This is a genomic window from Luteimonas sp. RC10 (assembly GCF_014192745.1).
In the GTDB taxonomy this organism is placed as follows: Bacteria; Pseudomonadota; Gammaproteobacteria; order Xanthomonadales; family Xanthomonadaceae; genus Luteimonas.
Window position 1 is genome coordinate 108,412 of record NZ_JACHYJ010000003.1, and the last position, 26,110, is coordinate 134,521.

General features: G+C 71.0%; 22 protein-coding genes, 1 tRNA gene and 1 pseudogene. 8 read left to right on the plus strand and 16 right to left on the minus strand.

Annotated features, from left to right (window positions below; genetic code table 11):
- The first annotated feature begins 68 nt into the window (after positions 1-68).
- Complete coding sequence (locus FHW73_RS07425) at positions 69-2,657, plus strand: penicillin acylase family protein (RefSeq protein WP_255492799.1); 2,589 nt, start codon at positions 69-71, stop codon at positions 2,655-2,657.
- Here the strand turns inward: FHW73_RS07425 and FHW73_RS07430 are convergent.
- On the minus strand, positions 2,654-3,280 hold the full coding sequence (locus FHW73_RS07430; RefSeq protein ID WP_183426084.1) for an alpha-ketoglutarate-dependent dioxygenase AlkB: 627 nt from the start codon (positions 3,278-3,280) through the stop codon (positions 2,654-2,656). The genes FHW73_RS07425 and FHW73_RS07430 overlap by 4 nt on opposite strands.
- A gap of 457 nt (positions 3,281-3,737) precedes the next feature.
- Here FHW73_RS07430 and FHW73_RS07435 point away from each other — a divergent pair, with 457 nt between their 5' ends.
- Positions 3,738-4,304 carry a TlpA disulfide reductase family protein gene (locus FHW73_RS07435; protein WP_183426265.1) on the plus strand — a complete coding sequence of 189 codons (567 nt, stop codon included), beginning with the start codon at positions 3,738-3,740 and terminating at the stop codon, positions 4,302-4,304.
- A gap of 1 nt (position 4,305) precedes the next feature.
- The gene (locus FHW73_RS07440; RefSeq protein WP_183426085.1) at positions 4,306-4,521 is read left to right on the plus strand and encodes a hypothetical protein; all 216 of its coding nucleotides are present in this window, start codon (positions 4,306-4,308) and stop codon (positions 4,519-4,521) included.
- A gap of 61 nt (positions 4,522-4,582) precedes the next feature.
- On the opposite strand, the gene fabV is transcribed toward FHW73_RS07440, so the two are convergent.
- Positions 4,583-5,794, minus strand: coding sequence for an enoyl-ACP reductase FabV (fabV, locus tag FHW73_RS07445; protein ID WP_183426086.1), 1,212 nt, complete (start codon positions 5,792-5,794; stop codon positions 4,583-4,585).
- A gap of 187 nt (positions 5,795-5,981) precedes the next feature.
- Between fabV and FHW73_RS07450 the strand changes: the two genes are divergently transcribed.
- On the plus strand, positions 5,982-6,530 hold the full coding sequence (locus FHW73_RS07450; protein WP_183426087.1) for a cytochrome b: 549 nt from the start codon (positions 5,982-5,984) through the stop codon (positions 6,528-6,530).
- Between the two features lie 99 nt (positions 6,531-6,629).
- On the opposite strand, the gene asnB is transcribed toward FHW73_RS07450, so the two are convergent.
- Together asnB and FHW73_RS07460 are read right to left on the minus strand one after the other, a co-directional pair.
- Positions 6,630-8,336 carry an asparagine synthase B gene (gene asnB / locus FHW73_RS07455; protein ID WP_183426088.1) on the minus strand — a complete coding sequence of 569 codons (1,707 nt, stop codon included), beginning with the start codon at positions 8,334-8,336 and terminating at the stop codon, positions 6,630-6,632.
- Positions 8,337-8,599: 263 nt separating this feature from the next.
- On the minus strand, positions 8,600-10,012 hold the full coding sequence (locus FHW73_RS07460; RefSeq protein WP_183426089.1) for a cation:dicarboxylase symporter family transporter: 1,413 nt from the start codon (positions 10,010-10,012) through the stop codon (positions 8,600-8,602).
- A gap of 168 nt (positions 10,013-10,180) precedes the next feature.
- Here FHW73_RS07460 and rnfB point away from each other — a divergent pair, with 168 nt between their 5' ends.
- Complete coding sequence (gene rnfB / locus FHW73_RS07465; protein WP_183426090.1) at positions 10,181-10,600, plus strand: Rnf electron transport complex subunit RnfB; 420 nt, start codon at positions 10,181-10,183, stop codon at positions 10,598-10,600.
- Between the two features lie 70 nt (positions 10,601-10,670).
- Here the strand turns inward: rnfB and FHW73_RS07470 are convergent, their stop codons facing one another.
- From FHW73_RS07470 to FHW73_RS07490, 5 genes are all read right to left on the minus strand, one after another.
- A complete protein-coding gene (locus tag FHW73_RS07470) occupies positions 10,671-11,849 on the minus strand; it encodes a TraB/GumN family protein (RefSeq protein WP_183426091.1) in 1,179 nt (392 codons plus the stop codon).
- A gap of 95 nt (positions 11,850-11,944) precedes the next feature.
- The gene (gene mutL / locus FHW73_RS07475) at positions 11,945-13,846 is read right to left on the minus strand and encodes a DNA mismatch repair endonuclease MutL (RefSeq protein WP_183426092.1); all 1,902 of its coding nucleotides are present in this window, start codon (positions 13,844-13,846) and stop codon (positions 11,945-11,947) included.
- An 88-nt stretch (positions 13,847-13,934) separates the two neighbouring features.
- The gene (locus FHW73_RS07480) at positions 13,935-15,422 is read right to left on the minus strand and encodes an N-acetylmuramoyl-L-alanine amidase (protein WP_183426093.1); all 1,488 of its coding nucleotides are present in this window, start codon (positions 15,420-15,422) and stop codon (positions 13,935-13,937) included.
- Between the two features lie 74 nt (positions 15,423-15,496).
- The gene (gene tsaE, locus FHW73_RS07485; protein ID WP_183426094.1) at positions 15,497-15,982 is read right to left on the minus strand and encodes a tRNA (adenosine(37)-N6)-threonylcarbamoyltransferase complex ATPase subunit type 1 TsaE; all 486 of its coding nucleotides are present in this window, start codon (positions 15,980-15,982) and stop codon (positions 15,497-15,499) included.
- Entirely contained in the window at positions 15,979-17,514 is a 1,536-nt protein-coding gene (locus tag FHW73_RS07490) for an NAD(P)H-hydrate dehydratase (protein ID WP_255492803.1), read from the minus strand. The genes tsaE and FHW73_RS07490 overlap by 4 nt, the downstream gene beginning before the upstream one ends.
- Positions 17,515-17,558: 44 nt before the next feature.
- On the opposite strand from FHW73_RS07490, the gene queG reads away from it, so the two are divergent.
- Positions 17,559-18,641 carry a tRNA epoxyqueuosine(34) reductase QueG gene (gene queG / locus FHW73_RS07495; RefSeq protein WP_345776165.1) on the plus strand — a complete coding sequence of 361 codons (1,083 nt, stop codon included), beginning with the start codon at positions 17,559-17,561 and terminating at the stop codon, positions 18,639-18,641.
- A 350-nt stretch (positions 18,642-18,991) separates the two neighbouring features.
- On the opposite strand, the gene pgi is transcribed toward queG, so the two are convergent.
- From pgi to pcnB, 6 genes and pseudogenes are all read right to left on the minus strand, one after another.
- Positions 18,992-20,515 carry a glucose-6-phosphate isomerase gene (gene pgi, locus FHW73_RS07500; RefSeq protein WP_255492857.1) on the minus strand — a complete coding sequence of 508 codons (1,524 nt, stop codon included), beginning with the start codon at positions 20,513-20,515 and terminating at the stop codon, positions 18,992-18,994.
- A 5-nt stretch (positions 20,516-20,520) separates the two neighbouring features.
- A complete protein-coding gene (panD, locus tag FHW73_RS07505) occupies positions 20,521-20,901 on the minus strand; it encodes an aspartate 1-decarboxylase (RefSeq protein ID WP_183426097.1) in 381 nt (126 codons plus the stop codon).
- Between the two features lie 110 nt (positions 20,902-21,011).
- Positions 21,012-21,878 (minus strand): pantoate--beta-alanine ligase, encoded by an 867-nt coding sequence (gene panC / locus FHW73_RS07510; protein WP_183426098.1) that lies wholly within the window; start codon positions 21,876-21,878, stop codon positions 21,012-21,014.
- 40 nt (positions 21,879-21,918) lie between these two features.
- Positions 21,919-22,737, minus strand: coding sequence for a 3-methyl-2-oxobutanoate hydroxymethyltransferase (gene panB, locus FHW73_RS07515; protein WP_183426099.1), 819 nt, complete (start codon positions 22,735-22,737; stop codon positions 21,919-21,921).
- Positions 22,738-22,741: 4 nt separating this feature from the next.
- The gene (folK, locus tag FHW73_RS07520; protein ID WP_183426100.1) at positions 22,742-23,260 is read right to left on the minus strand and encodes a 2-amino-4-hydroxy-6-hydroxymethyldihydropteridine diphosphokinase; all 519 of its coding nucleotides are present in this window, start codon (positions 23,258-23,260) and stop codon (positions 22,742-22,744) included.
- Positions 23,257-24,546: pseudogene (gene pcnB / locus FHW73_RS07525) on the minus strand (polynucleotide adenylyltransferase PcnB); the annotation flags it as partial. The pseudogene pcnB and the gene folK, both read right to left, overlap by 4 nt.
- Before the next feature lie 162 nt (positions 24,547-24,708).
- Between pcnB and FHW73_RS07530 the strand changes: the two are divergent.
- Together FHW73_RS07530 and fdxA are read left to right on the plus strand one after the other, a co-directional pair.
- A tRNA-Glu gene (locus tag FHW73_RS07530) sits at positions 24,709-24,784 on the plus strand.
- A gap of 394 nt (positions 24,785-25,178) precedes the next feature.
- A complete protein-coding gene (gene fdxA / locus FHW73_RS07535) occupies positions 25,179-25,502 on the plus strand; it encodes a ferredoxin FdxA (RefSeq protein WP_183426102.1) in 324 nt (107 codons plus the stop codon).
- Between the two features lie 94 nt (positions 25,503-25,596).
- Here the strand turns inward: fdxA and FHW73_RS07540 are convergent, their stop codons facing one another.
- Positions 25,597-26,106, minus strand: a complete 510-nt coding sequence (locus tag FHW73_RS07540; RefSeq protein WP_183426103.1) for a hypothetical protein — start codon at positions 26,104-26,106, stop codon at positions 25,597-25,599.
- Positions 26,107-26,110: the final 4 nt, after the last annotated feature.

Below are 26,110 nucleotides of genomic sequence, written 5' to 3' on the forward strand. Positions count from 1 at the left end.
CCCGCACCATCGCGCGGAACCTGAAACAATCGGACCGCGGCAGGCGGCCGCGACAGGGGAGCTCGGCAATGCGCAACCGGTGGCGCACTTGGAGCCTGCGGGCGCTGCTCGCCCTGGCAGTCGCTGCACTGGCGATCGCCACGATGCTGTGGTGGCAACTGCGTGGCAGCCTGCCGGACCTGGCGGGCACACGGACGCTGCCCGGGCTCGAGGCGCAGGCGACGATCCAGCGCGACGCCTTGGGGACGGTGACGATCACCGCCGACAGCGAGGCGGATGCGATGCGCGCGCTGGGCTGGGTACATGCCCAGGAGCGCTACTTCGAGATGGATCTGATGCGGCGCCTGCCCGCAGGCGAACTCTCGGCGCTGTTCGGCGAGCGCGCGCTCGACACCGATCGTCGCCATCGCCTGCACCGCATGCGCGCCCGCGTCGACGCTGCCTTGGCCGAGATCGCCGGAGAGCGCATGCGGCACCTGCGCGCCTACACGCAAGGCGCGAACGCCGGGCTGGCCGCACTGCGGGCCCGGCCCTGGCCGTACCTGCTGCTGCGTCAGCAGCCGGCGCCCTGGACGCCGGCCGACTCGGCGCTGGTCGGCTTCTCGATGTACTTCGACCTGCAGGATGCCAGCAACGCACGCGAACTGGCGATGCATCGGCTGCGCCCGCACCTGCCACCCGCGTTGCTTGCACTGGTGGCCTACGACGGCAGCCGCTGGGATGCTCCACTGGAGGGCGCAGCGCGCGGCGATGCGCTCTTGCCGGACGCCGACGCGGTGGATCTGCGCCGCTTGGACGTGACGGACGGGGGCAGCGCCGGCGCGCGATCCGCGGTGATGTCCGCGCAGGCCCCCACTCCACCGCTCGCGTCGCAAGCGGTTCCCCTCTCCCCCGCGGTGCGGGGGAGAGACGACGGCGGGCCGCCTGCGGCGGCCGATCTTGCCGTAGGGAGCAACAACTTCGCGGTCGGCGGTGCACTGACCGCCGACGGCCGCGCACTGGTCGCCGACGACATGCATCTGGGGCTGCGCGCGCCCAACCTGTGGTTCCGTGCGCGGTTGCGCTATCCCGATGCCCGCGCGCCGGGCGGCCGCGTCGATATCACCGGTTTCACGCTGCCGGGCCTGCCCGCGGTCATCGTCGGCAGCAACGGACACATCGCCTGGGGCTTCACCAACAGCTACGTCGACACGCTGGACTGGCAACGCATCGTGCCCTGCGACGCATCCGTCCCGCCGGCGTCCGGCTGCACGCCGCTGCGGCGCCATGCCGAACCCATCGCCATCGCCGGTCGCGCGGCGGAGGTGCTGACCGTGGACGACAGCGACTGGGGACCGGTCGTCCATCGCGAAGCTGATGGCAGCGCGCTGGCGCTGCGCTGGACGGCGCACCTGCCCGGCGCGCTGAACTTCGGCCTGGCGGACTTCGCCCACGCCCGCGACCTCGACGACGCACTCGCGATCGCCGACCGCACCGCGACCCCGACCCAGAACCTGGTGATCGGCGACCTGCACGGCGCGGTCGCCTGGCGTTTGCTCGGGCCGGTCCCGGTGCGTGCGCCCGGCTGCAATGGCCGCACAGTTTCGCATCCACCCGGGGCCGGCGCGTCGGGCGATGCCGGCAACGTCTGCGCACCATGGCCGATCGCCACCGACACCTCACCGATCGTGCGCACGCCCGACGCGACGCGGCTGTGGACCGCGAACAGCCGCGTCGTCGATGGCGCGGACTTCGCCCGGCTCGGCGATGGCGGTGCGGCCCTGGGCATCCGCGCCTGGCAGATCCGTCAGGGACTCGATGCCCGCAACCGCTTCAGCGAGCGCGATCTGCTCGCGATCCAGCTCGACGATCGCGCGCTGCTGCTGACGCAGTGGCAGGCCCTGCTCGTCCGCGCAGCCGACGCGGCCGGTGCCGATGCCACCGCGCTGCGCGCCCTTGCCGACGCAAGCGGTGACTGGCGCGGCCGCGCCGCGGTCGATTCGGTCGCCTACCGCATCGTCCGCGCATGGCGGCTGGCGGTGCATGCGCGCATCGCCGACGGCCTGCTCGCACCCGCACGCGCAACCGCAGGCGACGCGATCGCCTGGCCGGACCCGCCGAACTTCGAAGGCGTGGTCTGGCCGCTGGTGAGCCAGCGCCCCGAGCACCTGCTGCCACGCCGCTTCGCCTGCACCCCGCAGACTCAGCAGGGGCGCTGCGCGCCGATCGCCGACGGCTGGACTGCGTTGCTGGAGGACGCCGCGCGCGAGGTCCGCGACACGCTGCAGGCCGACGGGCCGCTGGCGCAGCGCAGCTGGGGCGAGCACAACACCGCGGCGATCTGTCATCCGCTCGCGGCCGCAATCCCGCTCATCGGCCGGCGTGCGCTGTGCATGCCGGCGCAGCCGCTGCCCGGCGACGGTACCGTGCCGCGCGTGCAGGCGCCGGCGTTCGGTGCTTCGCAGCGCATGGTGGTCGCGCCCGGGCATGAAGCCGACGGCATCGCGCACATGCCCGGCGGCCAGAGCGGCCATCCCCTGTCGCCGTTCTGGGGCGCCGGCCATGACGACTGGGTGCAGGGCCGCGCCTCACCGTTCCTGCCGGGCCCGGCCACGCACGTGCTGCAGTTGCAGCCCGCACACCGCGCGGCGCCACCCGACGCGGCGCGCCGCGACTAGCGGTCCAGCGCCCCCTGCCAATGGGTGCCGTAAAGCCCGGCCGCCATCTTCTCGGCCGGGCGCGCACGGAAGACTGCACTGATCCGTGGTCCGACCGGACGCGTGGTCTTCGCGATCCCGTGCTCGTGGGTCAGCTGCGAGGCATGGCTCATCGCCAGCACGCTGCCGGGCGCGAGTTCGATCGCGATCGCCTTGCCACCCCCGGCCTTCGCGCGGATCGACATCCGCCGCGCACCGCCCAGCGACAGCAACGCGATCGGCTGGCCCGGCACCAGCGTGTGCAACTTGTCGTGGTGCATGGCCACGCTGTCGCGGCCGTCGCGGTAGAGATTGAGCCCGACCGCGGTGTACGGCGCAGGCACCAACCGCTGCACGACGCCGCACATCTCAGCCAGCGGCAAGCCAGGCGGCAGCGCATCGAGCCGATAGGACGCCAGCAGCCGCGGGACCGCGACCACGCGGTCGTACATCGGCCGATGCTGGGCCTCCCAGTGCGCCCCGTCGCGCAGCGCCTCGAACCACGCCGCCGCAGTTGCCGGATCGACCGCATCGGCCCAGTAGCGGATACCGCCCTCGTCGTCGTCGACGAGGGTCCGCGGCGCGGCGGTCGGGAACAGATCCATGGTCCCGAAATGGGGCCGCCCGACACGCCGGGCAAGCCACTCGGGCCGACGCGGGCGATCGCATCGGATCCAGCGCCCCGCGACATCGCATCCGCCCGATCCCCACGCCGTGCCGACGCGCCATCGTCGACGCACAGGGTCCAAGCACGCCTCGCCGATGGGCGAGCAGGCGCCCCCACCGGCCCCATCGACCCGGCGCTTCGCCATGCCAGCCATCATCACCTGGAACGCACGCCCCCCCGCCGTGGCGAAGCGCCAGGTCCGTGACGCACTGCCGCACCCGTGTCACAAGGCCGCCAATGCCATTGCATCGGAACTGTGACTGCCTGTGCAATTCGGCCATTTCGATGGTCAATCGCGCAGCCACCGATTGACCCCGAGCCGCTGCGTGCGCAGGGTCTAGGCACGATCGAACGCAGGAGGCGGTCGCATGCCACGTCGCATGCCATGGATCTGGTTGGGCTTGCTGGGCGCCTGCGCGCTGGTGGCGGTGCTTGCCTGGCAGAACCGAGAACTGCGCGAGGAACGGCGCTGGTTCGTGACGCGCACCACCGAACCTTATCTGGGCATGTACGTGCCGCAGGTCGAGGCGACCACGCTCGACGGCGCCGCGCACGTGCTCGGCGCGCCCTCCGGCACGTTCCAGGTGCTGTACTTCTTCACCCCGACCTGCCCGTACTCGCGACGCTCGCTGCCGCGCGTGGCCGAAGCCGCGCGGCGCATCGCCCAGGCGCATGGACCGGACGTCGAGGTGCTGGGCGTGTGCCATTGCACGCCGGCGCAGGCCCGCGCCTATGCGGATGCCCATCGCCTGCCGTTTGCGGTGACCACACTGACCGACCGGCGCCACGTGATGCTGTTTCGCGCGCGCAACGTGCCGGCGCTGCTGGCGCTCGATCGCGACGGCCGGCTGCGCTACGCGCGCGTGGGCACCTTCGATACCAAGGAGCGGATGCAGGACCTTCTGGCCGCGCTGCAACGCACGGATGCGTCGCCGGCCCTGGCCACTGTCGAGGAGCGATGAGATGACACGGTACTGGAAGACGATGCGCAACGCTGCGGCTGCCGCCCTGTTCGTGGGCTGCATGGGCTTCGGTGCGATGCAGGCGATGGCCGACGACGGCGAGGACCGCGAGGCCTCGTGCAGCGCGTGGGCCTGCGCCCAGGAATGCGCGCCGTTCGGCGGGCAGCTCGGGCCCGGCGGCCCCGGCCAGCCGCTGCAGTGCTACTGCTGCGGCTGAGTGCGGACATGCCCGGTGCCGGCCAGTGCCGGCGCCGGGCACGCGCCGCGGTCGCGCGCGCTCAGTCGCGCAGTTCGATCACGTCGAAATCGACCACCGGATCGACGTCCGCGTCGTAGTCGACGTCGTCGCGCTCGAAGCCGAACAGCTTCAGGAACTCGTGCTTGTAGCCCGCGTAATCGGTCAGCGCGGTCAGGTTCTCGGTCGTGACCTGCGGCCACAACGCCTTGCACTGCGCCTGCACGTCGTCGCGCAGTTCCCAGTCGTCCAGACGCAGACGGTGTTCATCGTCGAGCTCGGCCGGCGCGCCGTCGGCGCGGTACATGCGCTCGCGGAACAGACGGTCGAGCTGGTCGAGCGTGCCCTCGTGCAGGCCGAGCTCCTTCATGACCTTGAAGACGATCGCGATGTACAGCGGCAGCACCGGGATCGCAGCACTGGCCTGGGTGACCACCGACTTGAGCACGGCGACGTTGGCGCTGCCGCCGGTGCGCTTGAGCTGCGCATCGAGCCGGCGCGCGGTCGCATCGAGGTCGGCCTTGGCCCGGCCCAGCGCACCGTGCCAGTAGATCGGCCAGGTGATCTCGGTGCCGATGTAGCTGAAGGCGACCGTCTTCGCGCCATCGGCGAGCACCCCGGCATCGCGCAGCGCGTCGATCCACAGCTGCCAGTCCTGACCGCCCATGACGGTCACGGTGTCCTCGATCTCCTGCTCGGTCGCCGGTTCGACGGTCGCCTGGATCACCTGGTCCTTGTTGGTGTCGATCGCGGTCGAGGTGTAGGCCTCGCCGATCGGCTTGAGCGCCGAGCGCTTGAGCTCGCCGGTGTCGGGCAGCTTGCGCACCGGCGAGGCCAGCGAATAGACCACCAGGTCCACCTGCCCGCCCATCTCGTCGCGGATCAGCGCGATCGCCTGTTCGCGCGCGGCGTCGGAGAACGCGTCGCCGTTGATCGAGCGGCTATAGAGACCGGCCTGCTTGGCGGCCTTGTCGAACGCCGCGGCGTTGTACCAGCCGGCGGTGCCGGGCTTCTTCTCGGTGCCGGGCTTCTCGAAGAATACGCCCAGCGTGTCGGCGCCGAAGCCGAAGGCCGCGCTGATGCGCGCCGCCAGTCCGTAGCCGCTCGATGCACCGATCACCAGCACCTTCTTCGGGCCGTCGTCGCGCACGCCGCGCGCCTGCGTCGCCTCGATCTGGTCGCGCACGTTGTTGGCGCATCCGGTGGGGTGCGTGGTGGTGCAGATGAAGCCGCGGACCTTGGGATGGATGATCACTGTGCTGCCCGGTTGTCGTGGAAATCGGGCGCCAGTTTAAGGCGTGCTGCGGTCCCGGTCCCGTACGGGGGGCAATGGTGCGCAAGGACCCTTGACGCTGCATTGCGTCGAGGCGATTGACAGCACGCGGGCTGCCAGCTGAACTGGGCCCCCGGCGCACCCGCGCCTGCTGCGGATCCCGCTCCCGATGTCGTCCCGTTGGCTCGATTCCCCCGCCCGCTATGGCCTGGTCACCCGCCTGCTGCACTGGGGCATGGCTGCGCTGTTTGCGTGGCAGTTCCTCGGCATGGGCGTGAAGCTGGCGCTCGGGCGCCATGCCCTGACCGCGTTCCTGGTCGGTACCCACAAGCCGGTCGGCACGCTGCTGATGCTGCTGATCCTCGCGCGCGGCGTCTGGGGGCTGTCGCAATGGCGGCGCCGGCCACCGCACCCGCCGACCTGGGTCGGCCGCGCGGCGCTGGCCGGGCATGCGGCGCTGTACGCGCTGATGGCCTGGGTGCCGACCGTGGCGTTGCTGCGCGAGTATGGTTCGGGCAAGGGCTTCGCGCCCTGGGGCGTGCCGCTGTTCCCGGCCACCGGCGTGAAGCAGGCGGCGTTGATGGCGCCGGCGAACCTGACGCACGGCGTGCTCGCCTGGACGCTGCTCGCGCTGGTGGTCGGCCATGTGCTGATGGTCGCGCTGCACCATCTGCTGTGGCGCGACACCACGCTCGCACGGATGGCCGGCCGGCTGTAGCCATGGCCTGCGCGGCCCGGCCCCCACCCGGTCCGCGATGCGGACCGACCTCCCCCGCGTTGCGGGGAAGGCGATCCATGCAGTGATGGTGACGTGGCCTCAGGCCACTGCAGCGTGGTGGACGCCGGCGACTGCGCGGCCCGAGGGGTCGGCCGCAGTCGCGAACGCGGCGTCCCAGGCGATCGCCGCGGGCGACGAACACGCGATCGACTTGCCGCCCGGCACGGTCGCCGCTGCGGCAGGCGTCGGGAACGCCTGTTCGAACAGGCTGCGATACAGATACGCCTCCTTGGTCTGCGGCGGCGCGTGCGGGAAGCGACTCGCCGCGGCCGCCAGTTCGCGGTCGCTGACCTGGGCCTCGGCGTGCGCCTTGAGCCCGTCGATCCAGCCGTAGCCCACGCCGTCGCTGAACTGCTCCTTCTGCCGCCACAGGATCTCGTCGGGCAATGCGCCGTCGAAGGCGGCGCGCAGCAGCCCCTTCTCCATGCGCTGATACCCCACGCTGCCGCGATCGATCATCTTGTATGCGGCGTCGATGTCCATCGCCACGTCGAGAAACTCACGGTCGAGGAACGGCACGCGCGGTTCGACGCCCCAGGCCATCATCGCCTTGTTCGCACGCAGGCAGTCGTAGCCGTGCAAGGCGTCGAGCTTGCGTACCAGCTCTTCGTGGAACTGCCGCGCATCGGGCGCCTTGTGGAAGTACAGGTAGCCGCCGAAGATCTCGTCAGAGCCCTCGCCCGACAGCACCATCTTCACGCCCATGGCCTTGATCCGCCGCGCGAGCAGGAACATCGGCGTGGATGCGCGGATCGTGGTCACGTCGAAGGTCTCGATGTGCCGGATCACGTCCGGCAACGCGTCGAGCCCTTCCTCGAACGTGTACTCGAAGCCGTGGTGCACGGTGCCCAGCGCCTCGGCCGCGACGGCCGCCGCGGCGAGGTCCGGCGAGCCGGCCAAGCCGATCGCGAACGAATGCAGCCGCGGCCACCAGGCCTCGCTGCGGTCGCCGTCCTCGATGCGATGGCGCGCATAGCGCGCGGCGACCGCGGCGACCAGCGAGGAATCCAGCCCGCCCGACAACAGCACGCCATACGGCACGTCGGTCATTAGCTGCCGGTGCACGGCGGCCTCGAAGGCCTCGCGCAGCGCCGGCAACGACGGCGCATGCCCGGCCACCCCGTCATGCTCGCGCCAAGGGCGCGCGTAGTAGCGCGTCAGCGTGCCGGTCGCGCTGTCGTACCAGTGGCCGGGCGGGAACTGTGCGACATCGGCGCAACTGTCGACCAGTGCCTTCATCTCCGAGGCCACGCGCAGCCGGCCCTCGCGGTCGTGGCCCCAGTACAGCGGCACCACGCCGATCGGGTCGCGGGCAATGATCGCGCGCCCGGAGGTGCGGTCCCACAGCGCGAACGCGAAGATGCCGTTGAGCTGTTCGAGCCAGGTCGTCGGGCCCGCGGGGTCGTCTGCGTGCTCGCGATACAGCGCGTTGATCACCTCGCAGTCGGATGCGGTCGTGAACGCATAGGGCGTCCCCAGGTCCGCCCGCAGCGCCTGGTGGTTGTAGATCTCGCCGTTGACTGCCAGCACCAGTGCGCCATCGACCGAGCGCAGCGGCTGGGCGCCGCCGGCCGGATCGACGATCGCCAGGCGCTCGTGCACGAGGATCGCGCGCGCGTCGGCGTGCACGCCGCTCCAGTCGGGACCGCGATGGCGCTGGCGTTGCGAACAGGCGAGCGCCTGCCGGCGCAGAGAGGCGATGTCATCGCCGGGCTGCAGGCCGAAGATGCCGAAGATCGAACACATGGTGAGGCTCCTTGGGGGTGAGGAGCCGCGCGCGGGCCACAAAAAAACCCGCATCGCGGCCGATGCGGGTTGTGTGTCTGGTGCGTTGCGCGTGTTGCCTTATCCTCGCGCCCGCTCCCACACCCGCCTCGGCCGCGCACGATTATTCGTGCGCGGGGCGTTGCGGTTGGTATTGCGAGCGGACAAGCGCGACATGGGATCGACCCTAACCGGTGCGCTCGCACTGCGCAACGGTTGCGTGCGCAACCGCTCGCATCCGTGCGTCAGGCCGGCCGCGCCGGCGCCGTCCCGACCGACCGGCCCGCATCGCGCGCCGCCTGCTCGGCCAGCACGCGATCGGGATCGACCAGTTGTGGGTTGTCGAGCACCGTCGCCAGGCGCTCGCGGTCGAGCTGACCGGTCCAGCGCGCGATCACCAGGGTGCCGATGCCGTTGCCGGTCAGGTTGGTCAGCGCGCGGCCCTCGGACATGAAACGGTCGATGCCGACGATCAGCGCGATGCCGGCCAGCGGGATCACGCTTTCGAACGCCGCCAGCGAGGCGGCCAGCGTCACCAGCCCGGCGCCCGATACGCCTGCCGCGCCGTTGGAGGAGATCAGCATGAACACCAGCAGCGCGATCTGCGTGCCGATCGGCACTTCGATCCCGAACGCCTGCGCGATGAAGATCGCGCCCATCGCCATGTAGATCGCGGTGCCGTCGAGGTTGAACGAGTACCCGGTGGGAATCGTCAGGCCGACCACCGACTTGGGCACACCGGCCGCTTCGAGCTTGGCCAGCATGCGCGGCAGCACGGTTTCCGACGACGAGGTCCCGAGCACGATCAGCAGTTCGTCGCGGATCATGCGGATGTACTTGAACACGCTGAAGCCCGACCACCAGCAGATCGGCCCGAGCACCAGCAACAGGAACAGCAGACAGGTCAGCCAGAAGCTGAGCATGAAGTAGCCGAGCGAGCCGAGAATCGCACCGCCATACTCGCCGATCGTGAACGCCATGCCGCCCATCGCGCCCAGCGGCGCAAACCACATCACGATCTTGATCACGCCGAACATCACCTGGGCGATCGTGTCGAGTGCGGCGACCGCCGGCTTGCCGCGCTCACCGAGCATCGTGATCGCACAGGCGACCAGGATCGCCATCACCAGGACCTGGATCAGCTGGCCCTCGACGAAGGCCGCGAAGAACGAACTGGGCACCAGATGCAGCAGGAACCCGGTGATGCCATCACCGGCCGCAGCCCCTGCGCTGGCGAGCGTGCCCTGCGCGGCCGAGGCATCGAAGGTCTCGATGTCCAGCCCAAGGTTGCGGCCCGGTCCGAGCAGGTTGACGACGACCAGGCCGATGCCCAGCGCAAACACCGTGGTGACGTTGAAATAGACCACGGTCTTGAGCGCCAGGCCGCCGGCCTTGGCGAGATTGCCCAGGCCGGCGATGCCGACGGCGACGGTGGCGAAGATCGTCGGTGCGATGACGACCTTGACCAGCTTGATGAACAGGTCGGCCAGCCATTTCATCTGTGCACCGACCTGCGGCGCGGCCAGGCCGATGACGATGCCGGCCGCGATCCCCAGCAGGACCCAGAAGTAGAGGTGGTGCCACAGCGGCTTGCGGGGGCGGACGGGGGTGCGGAGCGTCGCGTCGGGCGCGATCGGAGGCGTGGTATCGGTCGGCATGGGTCGAGCCTGCCAGACCGTGTCGCCCGGCGCGGTCATACATTCGAACTAGACCGCGCAGTCAGGAACGGCCGGCGGGCGTGTTGCAGGGGCCGCCATCGCCGACACAGCGCAGCGCATGCGGGCGCAGCGCGCTACCCTGTGCGCCGCCCGCCTTCACCCTGCCGCATGTCCCCCGCTCCCGATCTCGTCGAACGCCTCGATCGCCTGCTGCCGCAGACCCAATGCGGCCAGTGCGGTTTCGACGGTTGCCGCCCCTACGCCGAGGCGATGGCGCGCGGCGAGGCCGACATCGACCGGTGCCCGCCAGGCGGCGATGCCGGCGCACGGACGTTGGCGACCCTGCTCGGCGTGCCGGCGCAACCCTTCGATCGCAGCCGCGGCCCGCACCATCCGCGCCCGCCGGTCGCGCTGGTGATCGAGGCCGACTGCATCGGCTGCACCAAGTGCATCCAGGCCTGCCCGGTCGATGCGATCGTCGGCGCGTCCAAGCTGATGCACACGGTGGTCGAGCCGCTGTGCACCGGTTGCGCGCTGTGCGTCCCGGCCTGCCCGGTCGACTGCATCGTCATGGTCGAGGCGGCCTGAGGCCGATCACGATGGCCGTCGCGACCTGAGGCCGGGGCGCGATGCTTGCGGCGGCCTGCGGCCGCCAGGTTCAACGTGTTGGCGTGGCGGAGTCGCGCGCGGGCAGCTCGGGCTGCGGCGGCGGTACGTCGTCTGCATCGGCCGGCGGCATGGGCACCTCGTCCTGAGGCGCCGTCACTGGCGGCGTTGCAGGCGTGCGCTCCTCGGGCACCGGTGCGGTGCCGTCGCCGATCTCGATCGCCGGCGGCGGCGCGCAGGCGCTGCAGATGCGCTCGACCTCGTAACCCTTGGCCGCCAGTTTCTCGACCACGCCATCCTCGCCCAGCAGGTGCAGCGTGCCGACGATGACCAGGATCTCGCCGTCCTGCTGCAGCATCTGCTCGAGCTTGGGCAACCAGGCATCGTTACGCTCGGTGTTGATCCGCCGATACAGCGCGGGAAAGCGCGCGCGCATGTCCAGCGCCATGCCGTTCCACAACTGCGCCGCATCGCCCGCGCGCCAGGCGCCATGCAGCGCCTCGATCGAGGCTTGTCCGCCCTGCGCCTGGTCCAGCGCCTCGCGCAGCATCTCGACCTGCTCGACCTGGCCCAGACCATCGAGAAAGCCGATCTGCTCGGAGGCGGTCTCCAGCCCTGCGGTCGCCTTGCCCGCCTCACGCGCCTGCCGCGCCAGATACGCATCCATGCCCAGTTGCGCTTGCAGGCCGTAGCGCCCCAGTTCGGTCGTGGTCACCAGCAGCGAGGCGAACCACGGCTTGAACAATTGCAGGCTCTGCGCGCTCATGCCGCCGGTCGGTTGTGCGGCGAGGTTCGCCTCGCCCCAGGCCGCCAGGTCGGCGGCGAGCGCCGGCGGCAGGTCGTCGTCGAGGCGGCTGCCATCGCTGCGCAGACCGGCCTGCATCATCTGCATTGCCAGCGTCGGCGATTCCAGTTCCTCGGGCGAGAGCTCGAAGACCACCTCGCCTGCCGCCGCCAGCGTCCGGGCGACGTCCTCGGACAGCGGATAGTCCGCAGGCTGCAGGAAATGGAACGAGCCCAGCAGATAGAGCGCGCCGTGATCGCCCGAGACCTTCCATAGCAGCGGGACCGGCGGTGCCGGCACGGGCACGTCGGCGATGTGAGGCACCGCGGACGGCGCGACTTCGCCCGTCGCGACGGGCGACTGCGCCCATGCCGTCGGTGCCAGACCCAGAAACACGAACGCGAGCGCAGCGACACGGGCGGCGCGCAACACAGGGAGCAAACGCATGCGGACTCCAGAATGAAAACGGTTCGGAACGCGGACAGTCGCCGTCGCGCGCGCGTCTTCGGACACGTGCCCAGGCGCTGCGAGCGGACGCGCGCTCAACGCCCGCGCAGGAACCAACGGTCGATCTCCGCGAGCGGGAAATGTGCCCAGGTCGGGCGACCATGATTGCACTGCCCCGAGCGCTCGGTCGCCTCCATCTGCCGCAGCAGGGCGTTCATCTCGGGCACCGTCAGCCGTCGGTTCGCGCGCACCGCGCCATGACAGGCCATCGTCGAGAGCAACTCGTCGCGCGCCGCGCGCACGCGACGGCTCTCGCCGTGCTCGCGCAGATCGGCCAGCACATCGCGCAACAGCGCCTCGGTGTCGCCATCGACCAGCAGCGCCGGCACGCCGCGCAGCAGCAGCGATTGCGGCCCGGTGCGCGTGACCTCGAAGCCCAGGTCGGCGAGCGTGCCCGCTTCCTGCTCGGCGACATCCGCTTCGCGTTCGGAGACCGCGACGGTCTGCGGCACCAACAGCGGCTGCATGCGCACGCCCTCACCGTCGTGCGCGGTCTTGAGCCGCTCGTAGCCGATGCGCTCATGGGCGGCGTGCATGTCGACGACGATCATGCCGTCGGCTGCCTGGCTGAGGATGTAGATGCCATGCAATTGCGCGACCGCGTAGCCGAGCGGCGGGACGAAGGCGGCGCTGTCGGCAGCGGTGCTGCTGTCCGCAGCCATGCCATGCGCGCTCGCGCCGGCGGCGCCCGTCCACGCATTGCCGACCGCGGGCCCCGGCGCGAACGTCGCATCCGTCCCTGCGTGGCTCTCCGCAGTATCGCCGCCGCCCATGCCGCCGCCGTAGAGGCTGGCATAGGCCGCACGCGCCTCGCCCACGCGCAGCGCCAGGTGCGTCTGCGGCATCGGCCGCGACCAGGCGGCAGCGGTGCCGGTCGCCGGGCCGGCGGCGAACGGCGCGCCGGGCGACGGCACCTCGGTCGCCACATCGCCGGCCTGCCCGGCGCGGGTGTCGGCCAGCGCCTCATGCAGCGTGCGATAGACGAAATCGTGCACCAGCCGCGCGTCGCGGAACCGCACCTCGTGCTTGGCCGGATGCACATTGACGTCGACCCGGGTCGGATCGAGTTCGAGGAACAGCACGTAGGCCGGCTGCCGCCCGTGGTACATCACATCGGCGAAGGCCTGCTTGACCGCGTGCGCGACGCTGCGATCGCGGATCGATCGGCCGTTGACGTACAGATACTGCTGATCGGCGCTGGCGCGCGAGTACGCCGGGCGCGCGATCCAGCCCGACAGCCGCAGGCCCGCCGCGGCATGGTCGATCCGCAGCGCGGCGTCGGCGAATTCGCGGCCCAGCGTCTCGACCAGGCGCGCGCCCGAGAACAGGTCTTCATCGCCCTTGTATCGGCGCGCGGGCTTGCCGTTGTGGCTCACCCGCAGCTCGACATCCGGCCGCACCAGCGCCAGCGCACGCAGCCATTCCTCGATGTGGCCCAGCTCAGTGCGCTCGGCACGCATGAACTTGCGCCGCGCCGGCACGTTGTAGAACAGGTCGCGGACCTCGACGGTGGTGCCGCGCGGATGTGGCTTGGGGGCCAGATCACCGACGCGCCCGCCATCGACCTGCAGCACGCTGCCGTGCGCATCGTCCTCGCGGCGCGAAGCCAGCGAGAAGCGGCTGACCGAAGCGATCGACGGCAGCGCCTCGCCACGGAAACCGAGGGTGGCGACCGATTCGAGATCGTCGAGCGAACCGATCTTGCTGGTGGCGTGCCGCGACACCGCCAGCGGCAATTCCTCGGGCGCGATGCCGCCGCCATCGTCACGGACGCGGATCAGACGGACCCCGCCTTCCTCGAGCTCGATGTCGACCCGGCGCGCACCGGCATCGAGCGCGTTCTCGACCAGTTCCTTGACCACCGAGGCCGGTCGCTCCACGACCTCGCCGGCGGCGATCTGGTTGATCAGGATGTCGGGCAGTTGGCGAATGGGCACGGCACGGCGGCGCCAAGGCGCTTTGAGAGGGGGACCGGGATGATAGCGGGCGCTGGACGCGACTGCCGGACAGCGCGATCCGGCCGGTTCAGGGGCTGCCGCCGCCGCTGCTGGCCCCGGCCGCCGCGGCCGCGGCGCGCGCCGCGTACAGCGTGCCCGGCGGCGGCTGGCTGGTGAAGAAGGCATTGATCCCCTGCAACACCGCAGCGGCAACGCGCCGCTGGTGCGCCGGATCGAGCAGCCGCTGTTCTTCCTCGGGATTGGAAATGAAGCCGGTTTCGACCAGCATCGCCGGCATGTCGGCGTTGCGGAGCACTGAGAAGTTCGCGTACTCGACGTTCGACTTGTGGGTCTTGCCGACATCGCGCAGCCCGGTCAACACGTGCGTCGCGGCCTCCTGCGATGCGCGCATGTGCCCGCTTTGCGCCATCTCGAGCAAGACATTCGACAGCGTGTCCTTCTCCAGGCGCACGCCGCCGACCAGGTCGGCACTGTTCTCGCGGTCGGCCAGCCAGCGCGCCTGCTGCGAGGACGCCCCGCGCAGCGACAGCGTGTAGACCGAGGACCCGTAGGCGGCGCGATTGAGCGCGGCATCGGCATGGATCGACACGAACATGTCGGCCTTGGCTTGGCGCGCGCGCCGCGCGCGCTGCGGCAATTCGACATAGCTGTCGTTGTCGCGGATCAGATGCGCGCGCATGCCGGGCGTGGCGTTGATCTGGCGCGCCAGTTCGCGCGAGATCGCCAGCACCACGTGCTTTTCGTAGGTGCCGCTGGGTCCGATCGCGCCGGGATCCTGCCCGCCATGGCCCGGGTCGATCGCGATCACCAGCGGACGCATGCCCGGTCCGACCGCGGTCGGCAGCGGCGGGGCGGCGCTGCGCGGCGCCGGCACCGCGGCCTCGGGCGTCGGCACCGGCGCCTGGGCGACGGGCGCGGCCGCAGACGCTGCCGGCACCGGGGTCGGCGCGACGGGCTGCGGTGCCGGCGTGGCCGGCGCACGGGCGCGGGCCATCTCGGCGATCAGCCGCGAGGTGGCATCGTTGGAGGCGAGCGCAGGATCGGGCGGCGGCGTGCGCGCGGCAGGCGCACCGGCGGCGGGCGCCGCGCCGGCAGTGGCCGCCGGCGGGGTCGCGGTCTGCGCGGCGACCCGCGCGATCGGGTCGGCATCGCCGTCACCCGGCCACTCGACGACCAGGCGGGCGCCGTCGCCGCCTTCTTCCAGACGTGGCGCCATCGCCACGATCGGGCTGGCGAGATCGAACACGATCCGGGTGGTGCCGGCCACCGGCTGGCCGGTCCGCACACTGCGCACGACGCCGCGCGCGGCCGGGAGCGCCAGGCCGCCGCGGAGCTTGGTGCCGGGCAGATCGACCACGAGGCGATCGGGATTGGCCAGCGAGATCACCGAGAACTCGGCCTTGCCGTCCAGCCGCAATTCGGCCCGCGTCCCGGTCGCACCGGTCTGCAGGTCGACGCCGCGCAGTTCGGCGCCATAGGCCAGGTTCCAGCACAGCGCCGCGAGCAGCGCGAGCGCCAGCAAGGCCTGAGACAGATTGATCCCCCGGATACGCATGGGGCTAGTCAATCATCGCCGCCAGGACAATGCAAGACGTTTTCCCTTGCAAATCCGCAGCCTGCGTGTCCTTCCTACGGTTTCGGTTCAGCAACAGTTGGCAAACGGACCGCGGCTGCGACGCGCTCGGACCAGCGCAGCCCGTCGTCCGAAAGCGCGTCGAGGCGGGCACTGCGGCCTTCGCCGGACAATGCCAGCGCGACCCGCAGGTCGGGCTTGGGCAACGCGTCGGCGCCACGCTCGGGCCATTCGATCAACCACAGCCGCGCGGCGACATCGTCCAGGCCGAGAAACTCCAGTTCGCCGATGTCACCGATGCGGTACAGATCCAGGTGCAGCGCCTCCCCGCCCGCCACCGGGTAGCGCTCGACCAGCGTGTAGGTGGGACTGCGGACCGTGCCGGTCACGCCGAGTGCGCGCAGCCAGGCGCGTGCCAGCGTGGACTTGCCGGCGCCCAGATCGCCTTGCAGATGGACCACCGCCGGCGTGGGCGCCGTGGCGGCGAGCGCCTGTGCGAAGGCCTGCGTGGCGGCCTCGCCGTCGAGTTGCCAGAGGCTCATCGCCACGTCTCCAAGGGCATTGGATTGGCCAGCGGACGCAGCGCGGCGACCAGGTCGACCGGCAACAACCCGCGCTCGCCACCGCTGCGCGCCGCGAGATCACCGGCGGCGGCATGCAGCAGCGCGCCACAGGCCGCGGCGGCTTCGGGATCGAGGCTCTGCGCGCGCAGCGCGGCGATCACGCCGGTCAGCGCATCGCCCATGCCGCCGGTCGCCATGCCCGGGTTGCCGGCGGCGACCAGCCAGGGCGTGCCGCCCGGTGCACAGACCAGTGTCCCCGTCCCCTTGAGCACGACGACCGCGCCGGTCTGGGCGGCGAGCCGACGCACCGCAGCGGGCCGGTCGCGCTGGATGTCGGCGGTCGCGCCGCCGAGCAGGCGCCCGGCTTCCCCCGGGTGCGGGGTCAGCACGGTCCCGGACGGGAGCGCACGGGGCATGCTGGCCAGCAGGGTCAGCGCATCGGCATCGAGCACCAGCGGCCGGCCGCTGCCCAGCACCTCGTCGTACAGCCCATGGCCCCAGGCACCGCGCCCCAGCCCCGGTCCGAGCGCAACGACATCGGCGGTCGCGAGCAGATGCGCGAGCGCGGACGTGTTGTCGATGCGGCGGGCCATCGCCTCTGGACAGCGCACCAGCAGCGGGGCGACATGCGCCGCCTGGGTCGCGACCGACACCAGCCCGGCCCCGGCGCGCAGCGCAGCCTCGGTGGCCAGCATCACCGCCCCGCCCATGCCATGGTCGCCACCGACGACCAGCACGCGGCCGGACGCCCCCTTGTGGCTGTTGCGCAGACGCGGACGCAGCCAGTGCGCCAGGTCATTGGCTTCGATCCGGCGCGCGGCGCCGGGCCCGCCGGCGGCCATCAGCGCCGGATCGACGCCGAGCGGATCGAGTGTGAGGTCGCCGGCATGGTCGGGGCCGTCACCGGTCTGCAGGCCGACGTGCGCGGCGAGGAACTGCAGCGTGACCTCGGCATGCACCGCGGCCCCCGGCACGCTGCCGCGATCGCCGTCCAGGCCGCTGGGCACGTCGAGCGCCAGCACCGGCGCGGGCGCGGCATCGATCGCGGCGATCAAGGCCGCGGCATCGGCGTCGGGCGCGCGCGACAGGCCGATGCCGAACACAGCATCGACGACCAGTCCGGCCGACGGGAGCGGGCCGCCATCGAATGCCACGATCCGGCCGCCGGCCTCGACGAAGGCCGCGCAGGCGGCGCGCGACAGCTCGGTCCGTGGCGCATGCGTGTCGAGCCGGACCACCTGCACCTCGCAGCCGGCCGACTGCGCGTGGCGTGCGAGCACGTAGCCGTCGCCGCCGTTGTTGCCCGGTCCGCAGACCACGACGAGCGTGCGTACCTGCGGCCAGCGGCTCTGCACCAGACGCCACGCGGCCTGCCCGGCGCGCGCCATCAGCACGCCGGCATCGCCGCCCTCGGCTGCGATCGCCGCGGTCTCGAGCGCGCGCAGGGCCGCCGCGTCGTACAGCAGGGTTCCCGGCATGGAGGCCGCGTTCGAGGCACAGGGTGGGCTCATCGCGCCGATTCTATACTTCACGCATCGTGAGTCCCCGCCCCGACATCCCCGATGCCGCGCCACCGGCACGCGCCCCGCCCGAGCCGCAGCAGGTGGCTGCGCGCATCCGCGCGATCGCGGCCGAGATGGGCTTCCAGCGCTGTGGCATTGCCGGGATCGAACTCGCCGAAGACGAGGCGCACCTGCGCGATTGGCTGGCCCAGGGGCTGTACGGCACGATGGACTGGATGGCGCGCCACGGCACGCTGCGCGCACGTCCCGCCGAACTGCTGCCCGGCACCGTGCGGGTGATTTCGGTGGGGCTCGACTACGGTCGCAACGACGACGACAGCGCCTGGGACACGCTGGCCGACGGCCGCCGCGCCTACGTCGCGCGCTATGCGCTCGGTCGCGACTACCACAAGCTCATGCGCAACCGGCTGCAGAAGTTCGCGCACCGTATCGCCGAGGAGATCGGCCCGTTCGGCCATCGGGTGTTCGTCGATTCGGCGCCAGTGCTCGAACGCGCGCTTGCGCGCAACGCCGGCCTGGGCTGGATCGGCAAGCACACCTGCCTGATCGACAAGCGCGGCGGCTCGTGGTTCTTCCTCGGCGAGATCTACGTCGACGTGCCGCTGCCGATCGATCCGCCAGCGAGCGCGCATTGCGGTACCTGCACGCGCTGCATCGATGTCTGCCCGACACAGGCGATTGTCGCGCCCTACCGGCTCGATGCGCGCCGATGCATCTCCTATCTGACGATCGAACACGACGGCGCGATTCCCGAACCGCTGCGCGCACCGATCGGCAACCGCATCTTCGGCTGCGACGACTGCCAGCTGGTGTGTCCGTGGAACAAGTTCGCCAAGCGCCACGACGAACCCGACTTCCGCGCCCGCAACGGTCTGGACAGCGCAACTCTGGCCGATCTGTTCGCCTGGGACGAGGACGAATTCCTGCAGCGCACCGAAGGCTCACCGCTGCGCCGCAGTGGCCATCGTCGCTGGCTGCGCAATATCGCCGTCGCACTGGGCAACGCGCCGACCGCCCCCGACACCATCGCCACCTTGCGCACGCGCCGGCACTCGGGCGATGCGCTGGTCGACGAGCATGTCGAATGGGCGCTGGCGCAGCACGACGCGCGGTGACGACGCCGCACATCGCATGCGGCGTTCGGTCGATCGCGGCTGGCGCGAACGACGGTTGCCATGGCGGCAGGTCAGCGTTGGTGGAATGACAGGGCCGCAAAGCCCCTCCCCCACCCGGCGCGCTGCGCACGCCGACCTCCCCCGCACGCGGGGGAGGTGACTTCAGCATCCGGCGCGCGGCGGACTCCCGCACGCACGGATACGCTTTGCCCTTCCCCCGCTTACGGGGCATTGCGCCCTTCACGGGTGGAAGGTTGGGATGGGGGCGCTTTGCGCGACAAGCCCATGCGCCACCTGGCGCGCTACGCACGTCGACCTCCCCACGTGCGCGGGGAGATGATCGACGCGGATCAGGCGTTGCGGCGTGCGCGCAGTTCGTCGAGCAGCGCGCGGGTGACCGGGTCGGCGATCTCGACGTCCTGACCCTGGACCGCGGGCAGCAGCTCGCCGGCGATGCGCTTGCCCAGTTCGACGCCCCACTGATCGAAGGCGTTGATGCCCCACAGCACCGACTGCGCGTAGACGCTGTGCTCGTAGAGCGCGATCAGCGCGCCGAGGCTGCGCGGATCGAGCCGGTCGAGCAGCAACAAGGTCGACGGTCGATTGCCGGGGTAGGACTTCTGCGGATCGTCGGCGGAAAACCCGTTGGCCAGCGCTTCGGTCTGCGCGAGCAGGTTCGACAGCAGCGCGGCGTGGTTGTCTGCATGCGGGTGCGCCGGATTCACCACGCCGATGAAATCGGCCGGCACCGTCTGCGTACCCTGGTGCAGCGCCTGGAAGAAACTGTGCTGCGAGTTGGTGCCCGGTCCGCCCCACAGCACCGGCACGGTGTCGAGTCCGACCGCCTCGCCCTCGGGCGTGACCGACTTGCCCAGGCTCTCCATCACCAGTTGCTGCAGGTAGGCCGGCAGCAGCGCCAGCCGCTCGTCGTAGGGCAGCACGGCGTGCGTGGCCAGGCCCAGCGCATTGCGGTTCCAGATGGCAGTCAGCGCGTGCAGCAGCGGCAGGTTGCCGGCCAGCGGCGTCTGCAGGGCGTGCGCGTCCATCTCGGCCGCGCCGTCGAGCAAGGCCTCGAAGCCGTCGGCGCCGATCGCCAGCGCGATCGAGAACCCGACCGCCGACCACAGCGAATAGCGGCCACCGACCCAGTCCCACATCGGCAGCACGCGCTCGGGCGCAACGCCGAAGGCCTGCGCGCGCGGCACGTTGGCGCTGACTGCGTACAGCCGCTCGCTGCCGCCCAGCCAGTCGCGCACGACCGCGCCGTTGAGCAGGGTCTCCTGCGTGCCGAAGGTCTTGGAGACCAGGATCGCCGCGGTCTTCGCCGGATCCAGCTTCGCCAGGCGGTGCTGGGCGTCGCTGCCGTCGACGTTGGTCAGAAAATGCACACGGAAACGCCCGGTGCCGAAGTCCTTGAGCGCATCGACGACCAGGCGCGGGCCCAGATCGGAGCCGCCAATGCCGACATTGACGATGTCGGTGACCTCGGAGGCCTCGAGCTGCGCGACCAGCGCGCGCATGCGCGTGCGCGCAGCGAGCGCCTGCTCGCGGGCGTCACGCGCGGCCGGCGCCTGCGACAGCGCCGAACGCAGTGCGACGTGCAGCGCCGGGCGCTGCTCGGAGGTGTTGACAATGGCGCCATCGAACAGCGCGCGCATCGCGGCCGCCAGTTCGGCCGACGCGCCGAGCGCGAGCAGCGCATCGCGTGCCTCGCGGTCGAAGCGCTGGCGCGCGAAGCTGGCGTAGAGCCCGCCCACGCGCAGCGCGAAGTCGCGCGGACGCGCGGCATCGGCGGCGACGAGGTCGGCGATGCGCGCCGCGTCCAGGCGCCGCGCATGTGGCGTCAGCGTGTCGCGGAGCAGTCGCGCCGCCATCGTCATCAGGCGGCCTGCGCCGGAATCGAATCGTTGGTGTGGGTCATCCGGTTCTGCCGGTCGACATAGACCAGGGTCGGCTTGAACTTGGCGACTTGCGCCTCGTCGAGCGCACCGTAGGCACAGATGATCACCAGATCACCGACGCCGGCCTTGTGCGCAGCGGCACCGTTGACCGAGATGATGCCGCTGCCGGCCTCGGCGCGGATCGCATAGGTCGCGAACCGCTCGCCGTTATTGATGTTGTAGATCTCGATGCGCTCGTACTCGCGGATGCCCGACAGATCGAGCAGATGGCCGTCGATCGCGCACGAGCCCTCGTAGTGCAGCTCGGCGTGGGTCACGGACGCGCGGTGGATCTTGGCTTTGAGCAGGGTCAGTTGCATGGCGGCGGCCGGGTGCGGCCGTTGGCAGACGCGGGCGTTCCGCAGGAGTCGGCAAGTATAGGCGCCGCGTGCGGCATCGCAACATGCGCCACGGCCGCGCGGGCGGCGATTCAGCCGGCCGCGGACGCCGGTGCCAGGCTGAATTCGAGGTTGTCGATCAACCGGGTCGTGCCCAGCCGGGCCGCGAGCAAGGCGACCGCCTCGCGATCGTCTGGCGCCAGTGCACCGAGCGCGGGGGTGCGCACGACCGCATAGTCGACGTCGAAACCGTGCGCGCTGAGCTGGGCCAGGGCGTCGGCCTCGACCTCGGCCGGCGCGCGACCGGCGCGCAGGCCCTCGCGCATTGCCTGCAGCGTGCGATACAGCTGGGGCGCCAGTGCGCGCTGGTCGGCGTCCAGGTACTGGTTGCGCGAGCTCAGCGCCAGCCCGTCGGCATCGCGGGCGATCGCGACCGGCAGCAATTGCACCGGAAACGCGAGCTCGGCGACCAGGTGGGCGATCACCGCCAACTGCTGGTAGTCCTTGCGCCCGAACGCAGCGACATCGGGCTGCACCTGGTTGAACAGGCGCGCGACGACCGTCGCCACGCCATCGAAGTGCCCCGGACGGTGCGCGCCGTCGAGCACCTCGGTGATCCCGGGCACGCGCACGGTGACCGTGTTCGCCAGCCCCAGCGGATACATCGTCTCCACCGACGGCTGCCACAGCAGGTCGCAGCCCGCAGCGGCCAGTCCCTGCGCGTCCTGCTCGGGCGTGCGCGGATAGCGCGCGAAATCCTCGTTGGGCCCGAACTGGGTGGGATTGACGAACACGCTGGCGACGACCCGGTCGACCTGTGCGCGCAAGGCCGCGACCAGCGAAAAGTGCCCCGCGTGCAGATTGCCCATCGTCGGCACCAGGCCCACGCGCAGGCCTGCGCGCTTCCACGCCGCGATGCGCGTGCGCAGGACGGTCAGACTGTCGACGGTTTCGATCATGGGGGCGTGCGGATTCGGGCGAAGGCCGGCGGCGCGGCGCTCAGCTGTAGGAATGTTCGAGGCCGGGGAAACTGCCGTCGCGCACCGCGGCGACGTAGGCACGCGCCGCGCCCGCAACCGAGCCGCCATCGGCCAGGAAGTCGCGGACGAACTTCGGCCGGCGATGGCCGCTGTCCAGGCCCAGCATGTCGTGCAGCACCAGCACCTGGCCGTCGCAGCCCGGGCCGGCGCCGATGCCGATCGTCGGCACCGGAGAAGCCGCGGTGATCTCGGCCGCCAGCGCAGCCGGCACGCCCTCGAGCACGATCAACGAGGCACCCGCCTCGGCGATCGCGAGCGCATCTTCGCGCAGCGCCTGCGCGGCCGCCTCGTCGCGGCCCTGTACCTTGAACCCGCCAAAGCGCAGCACCGACTGCGGAGTGAGCCCCAGGTGCGCGCAGACCGGGATCTCGCGCTCGACCAGGAAGCGCACGACCTCGCGCTTGTTCGCGCTCGCGCCTTCCAGCTTGACCATGCCGGCGCCGGCCTGCAGCAACCGCGTCGAGGCATCGAGTGCGCGCTCGGGCGTCGCATCGGCCTGGAACGACAGGTCGGCGACGATGAGCGCGCGCCGGGCTCCCCGCGCCACGCAGGCGGTGTGATAGACCATGTCGTCGGTGGTGACCGGCAAGGTCGAGCCGTGCCCCTGCACCACCATGCCCAGCGAATCGCCGACCAGCAGCAGCTCGACCCCGGCGGCATCGAATGCGCGCGCGAACCCGGCGTCGTAGGCGGTGAGCATCGAGAGCCGGCGACCCGCGGCGCGGGCCTCGAACAGCGCGGGCACGGTCACCGGCGCGGAAGTGTTGGGCGTGGTCATCGCCCTAGGGTATCGCTTCGATGCCGCTTCGATCCATGCCCGCAAGCACCTCGACGGCTGCGCCGATGCCGGGAATCCGTACATCGGGCGCGACATCGAGCAGCGGCACCAGTGCGAATGCGCGCGCATGCAGATGCGGATGCGGCACGGTGAGTCCCGGCAATGCAAGCACGGCATCGCCGTACAGCAGCAGATCCAGGTCGAGTGTGCGCGGCCCCCAGCGGTCGCTGCCATCGGCTGCGCGGCGTCGCCCCAGCGCTGTCTCGATCGACAACAGCGTCTCGAGCAGTGCAGTTGCCGGCAGGCCGGTCTCGAACGCTGCCGCGGCGTTGATGAAATCCGGCTGATCGGTCACGCCCCACGCGGGCGTGCGATAGAAGCGCGACAGCGCAAACCCCGAGATGCCGGGCAAGGCCGCCAGCGCGCGCGCCGCGTCGTGCAACGTCGCGACCGCGTCGCCGAGATTGGCGCCCAGCCCGACACAGGCGCGCACGCGCGGCGCCTCCGCCGGCCTGGCACTCATCCAGCTGCGGGCGCGCGCCGACGGCGGCGCTTGCGGCGCGGGGCCTGCCCCTCGCTGTCGCCGTCCTCGTCGCCGGGAAACAGCGCAATCGCGTGGTCGGGATCGCGCTGGGCTTCCTGCCAGAACGCGACATCGGCGGCATGGGCCTCGGACGCGGCGCTGCGCAACACCAGGAAATCGAAGGCGGCGCGAAAGCGCGGGTGCGAGAGCATCCGGGTCACCCGCTTGCGCTGGCGCTGCGGGAAGCGCGCCTGCAGCAGCCAGATCTCCTGCATCGGCAGCGAGAACCGGCGCGGCAGCGCGACCGTCGACAACTGGTGCAGCGTCACCCGATCCGCGGCCCGGCGCTGCGCATCCACCGGCTGTACGCCCTCGGCCTGCAACTTCATCAACGTGCGGCAGTACGCCGGCCACAGCAGGGTCGCAAACAGGAAGGCCGGCGACACCGGATCGCCGGCAGCGATGCGGGCATCGGTCGAGCGCAGGCCCGCGACCACCATCGTGCGCAATGCGCCGCTGCGATTGCTCGCCAATGCCTTGGCGGTCTCGGGGAACAGCGCGCCCAGCAGGCCATGCCGCTCCAGGCCCTCGAAACTCGCCACCGCATGACCCGACAGGAACAGCTTCAGGCATTCCTCGAACAGCCGCGCCGGCGCCGCTTCGGACAACAGCCCGGCAAGGTGCGGGATCGGCGCCGCGGTCTCGGGCGCGATCGAGAAGCCGAGCTTGGCCGCCAGCCGCACCGCGCGCAGCATCCGCACCGGGTCTTCGCGGTAGCGCGTCTCCGGATCGCCGATCAGCCGCAGCACGCGGTTCTCGACATCCTCGAAGCCGCCGACGTAGTCGCGCACCGAGAAGTCGGCGATCGCGTAATAGAGTGCGTTGGCGGTGAAGTCGCGCCGGACCGCATCATCCTCGATCGTGCCGTAGACGTTGTCGCGCAGCAGGCGACCGTCGTCGTGCACCTCGCGATCGCCGCTGCCGTCGTCGACGTTGGCGCGGAAGGTGGCGACCTCGATGATCTCGCGGCCGAACACCACATGCGCCAGCCGGAACCGCCGCCCGATCAGCCGGCAGTTGCGAAACAGCGCCTTGACCTGCTCGGGCGTCGCGTCGGTCGCGACGTCGAAATCCTTGGGCGCCAGGCCGACAAGAATGTCGCGGACCGCGCCACCGACCAGATAGGCGGCATGCCCGGCCTCGTGCAGCCGGTACAGCACACGCAGCGCACTCTGGCTGATCTGCCGGCGCGAGATGATGTGCTGGTCGCGGGGGATGGTCCGCAACGCGGAGCCCGGAGTCGAAGTGTCGTCGTGCATCAAATGAAAATTTTCCGTGGGCGACCCGTTGCGGGGCCCGCAAGCCTGCTATACTAGCAAGCTGCACACGTCTTTCCGATGTTCTGCAGACCGGTCGTCCAACCGGTCGCCGCTTCGGCGGTACACCCAGCTCCCTTCGTCTAGAGGCCTAGGACGTGGCCCTCTCAAGGCTAAAACACGGGTTCGAATCCCGTAGGGAGCGCCATCTTCAGAGAAAGGCCCGCGCAAGCGGGCCTTTTTCGTTGAGGTGTCCGGCAACTGTGCTTCGCTTCGCAGGGCCGCCCCCACCCGGCGCGCAGACGCGCCGACCTCCCCCGCACGCGGAGGAGGTGACCGCGGCACCGCTACGCATCGACGCCATCGTGTGCGGCGGCCTTCCGCTGCGGAAGCGCATCGAGTGCCCGCCGGGCGCCGGGCCCACCAAGCGGACATCGGGCCGCGACTCGGCACGGCACCCGGCGGGCACCACGCATGGCCACTCCAGTCTGCCAGCGTGGCACGCGTAACGCCCGCACCGAACGCGCAAATGCGAATCCTTTCCACCGGAGCGTGGAGCGCTGCCTTAAACTTGACGCATTGCCGCGTGCTCGAAGATCTCCATGCCTTTCGTCGTCACCGAAAACTGCATCAAGTGCAAATACACCGACTGCGTCGAAGTCTGCCCGGTGGATTGCTTCCATGAGGGCCCGAACTTCCTGGTCATCGACCCGGACGAGTGCATCGACTGCACCCTGTGCGAACCCGAGTGCCCGATCAACGCGATCTACCCCGAGGACGATGTCCCCGCCGGTCAGGAGCAGTACGTCGCGCTGAACGCCGAACTGGCCCAGGTCTGGCCGGTGATCACCACGCGCAAGGACCCGCTGCCCGACGCCAAGGACTGGGAAGGCAAGCCGGGCAAGCTGCCGCTGCTCGAACGCTGAGGCCAGACCGGGCATTGCAACGAAAACGGGCGCCGCGAGGCGCCCGTTCTGCGTTTGCAGGCCGATGCCGGTCGACCCGACCGGCGCCCTGTCCTCAGTTGGCCAGCGCCGCGCGCAGCGCCGCGATCACACGCTCAGGGCCTGCGCCGCTCGCTGCGACACCGCGCGGATCGACCGCCGACACCGTCGCGCCGCCCTGCCCGGCGCCCACGCGCACCAGGAACTGGCTGCCCGCATCGCTGACCTCGTAGGTCCCCAGCGCCTGCGACTGGCTGTTGACCACCACGCCCTCGATCCCGGCCAGCGCCTGACCGACGCGGGCGAACACCGCGTCGCGCTCGCCGGCCACGGTGAACGCGACATTCGACGAGGCGGCCGCGACCGTTGCCGACTGGGTCGCCGAGCCGCCGGTCTGCGGCAGCGCCATCGCGCCATCGGTGCGCGGCTGGTCGAGGTCGGGCGGCACTTCCAGCGGCCGGCTCTCGGGACTCTGCGCATACAGCGCGTTGTCCTTCTTGAACCAGCGGCAGCCGCTGGCGCCCACGACCGCGACGGCCAGGACGGCGATGGCGACGTAACGGATGGGGGAATGGGATCGACGCATGGGT

Excerpts from the sequence above, each read along its gene's own strand:
- FHW73_RS07425 (WP_255492799.1), top strand. The coding sequence starts at position 69 with ATGCGCAACCGGTGGCGCACTTGGAGCCTGCGGGCGCTGCTCGCCCTG.
- FHW73_RS07430 (WP_183426084.1), bottom strand. The coding sequence starts at position 3,280 with ATGGATCTGTTCCCGACCGCCGCGCCGCGGACCCTCGTCGACGACGAC.
- FHW73_RS07440 (WP_183426085.1), top strand. The coding sequence starts at position 4,306 with ATGACACGGTACTGGAAGACGATGCGCAACGCTGCGGCTGCCGCCCTG.
- FHW73_RS07450 (WP_183426087.1), top strand. The coding sequence starts at position 5,982 with ATGTCGTCCCGTTGGCTCGATTCCCCCGCCCGCTATGGCCTGGTCACC.
- asnB (WP_183426088.1), bottom strand. The coding sequence starts at position 8,336 with ATGTGTTCGATCTTCGGCATCTTCGGCCTGCAGCCCGGCGATGACATC.
- FHW73_RS07460 (WP_183426089.1), bottom strand. The coding sequence starts at position 10,012 with ATGCCGACCGATACCACGCCTCCGATCGCGCCCGACGCGACGCTCCGC.
- rnfB (WP_183426090.1), top strand. The coding sequence starts at position 10,181 with ATGTCCCCCGCTCCCGATCTCGTCGAACGCCTCGATCGCCTGCTGCCG.
- FHW73_RS07470 (WP_183426091.1), bottom strand. The coding sequence starts at position 11,849 with ATGCGTTTGCTCCCTGTGTTGCGCGCCGCCCGTGTCGCTGCGCTCGCG.
- FHW73_RS07480 (WP_183426093.1), bottom strand. The coding sequence starts at position 15,422 with ATGCGTATCCGGGGGATCAATCTGTCTCAGGCCTTGCTGGCGCTCGCG.
- tsaE (WP_183426094.1), bottom strand. The coding sequence starts at position 15,982 with ATGAGCCTCTGGCAACTCGACGGCGAGGCCGCCACGCAGGCCTTCGCA.
- FHW73_RS07490 (WP_255492803.1), bottom strand. The coding sequence starts at position 17,514 with ATGAGCCCACCCTGTGCCTCGAACGCGGCCTCCATGCCGGGAACCCTG.
- pgi (WP_255492857.1), bottom strand. The coding sequence starts at position 20,515 with ATGGCGGCGCGACTGCTCCGCGACACGCTGACGCCACATGCGCGGCGC.
- panD (WP_183426097.1), bottom strand. The coding sequence starts at position 20,901 with ATGCAACTGACCCTGCTCAAAGCCAAGATCCACCGCGCGTCCGTGACC.
- panC (WP_183426098.1), bottom strand. The coding sequence starts at position 21,878 with ATGATCGAAACCGTCGACAGTCTGACCGTCCTGCGCACGCGCATCGCG.
- panB (WP_183426099.1), bottom strand. The coding sequence starts at position 22,737 with ATGACCACGCCCAACACTTCCGCGCCGGTGACCGTGCCCGCGCTGTTC.
- folK (WP_183426100.1), bottom strand. The coding sequence starts at position 23,260 with ATGAGTGCCAGGCCGGCGGAGGCGCCGCGCGTGCGCGCCTGTGTCGGG.
- fdxA (WP_183426102.1), top strand. The coding sequence starts at position 25,179 with ATGCCTTTCGTCGTCACCGAAAACTGCATCAAGTGCAAATACACCGAC.
- FHW73_RS07540 (WP_183426103.1), bottom strand. The coding sequence starts at position 26,106 with ATGCGTCGATCCCATTCCCCCATCCGTTACGTCGCCATCGCCGTCCTG.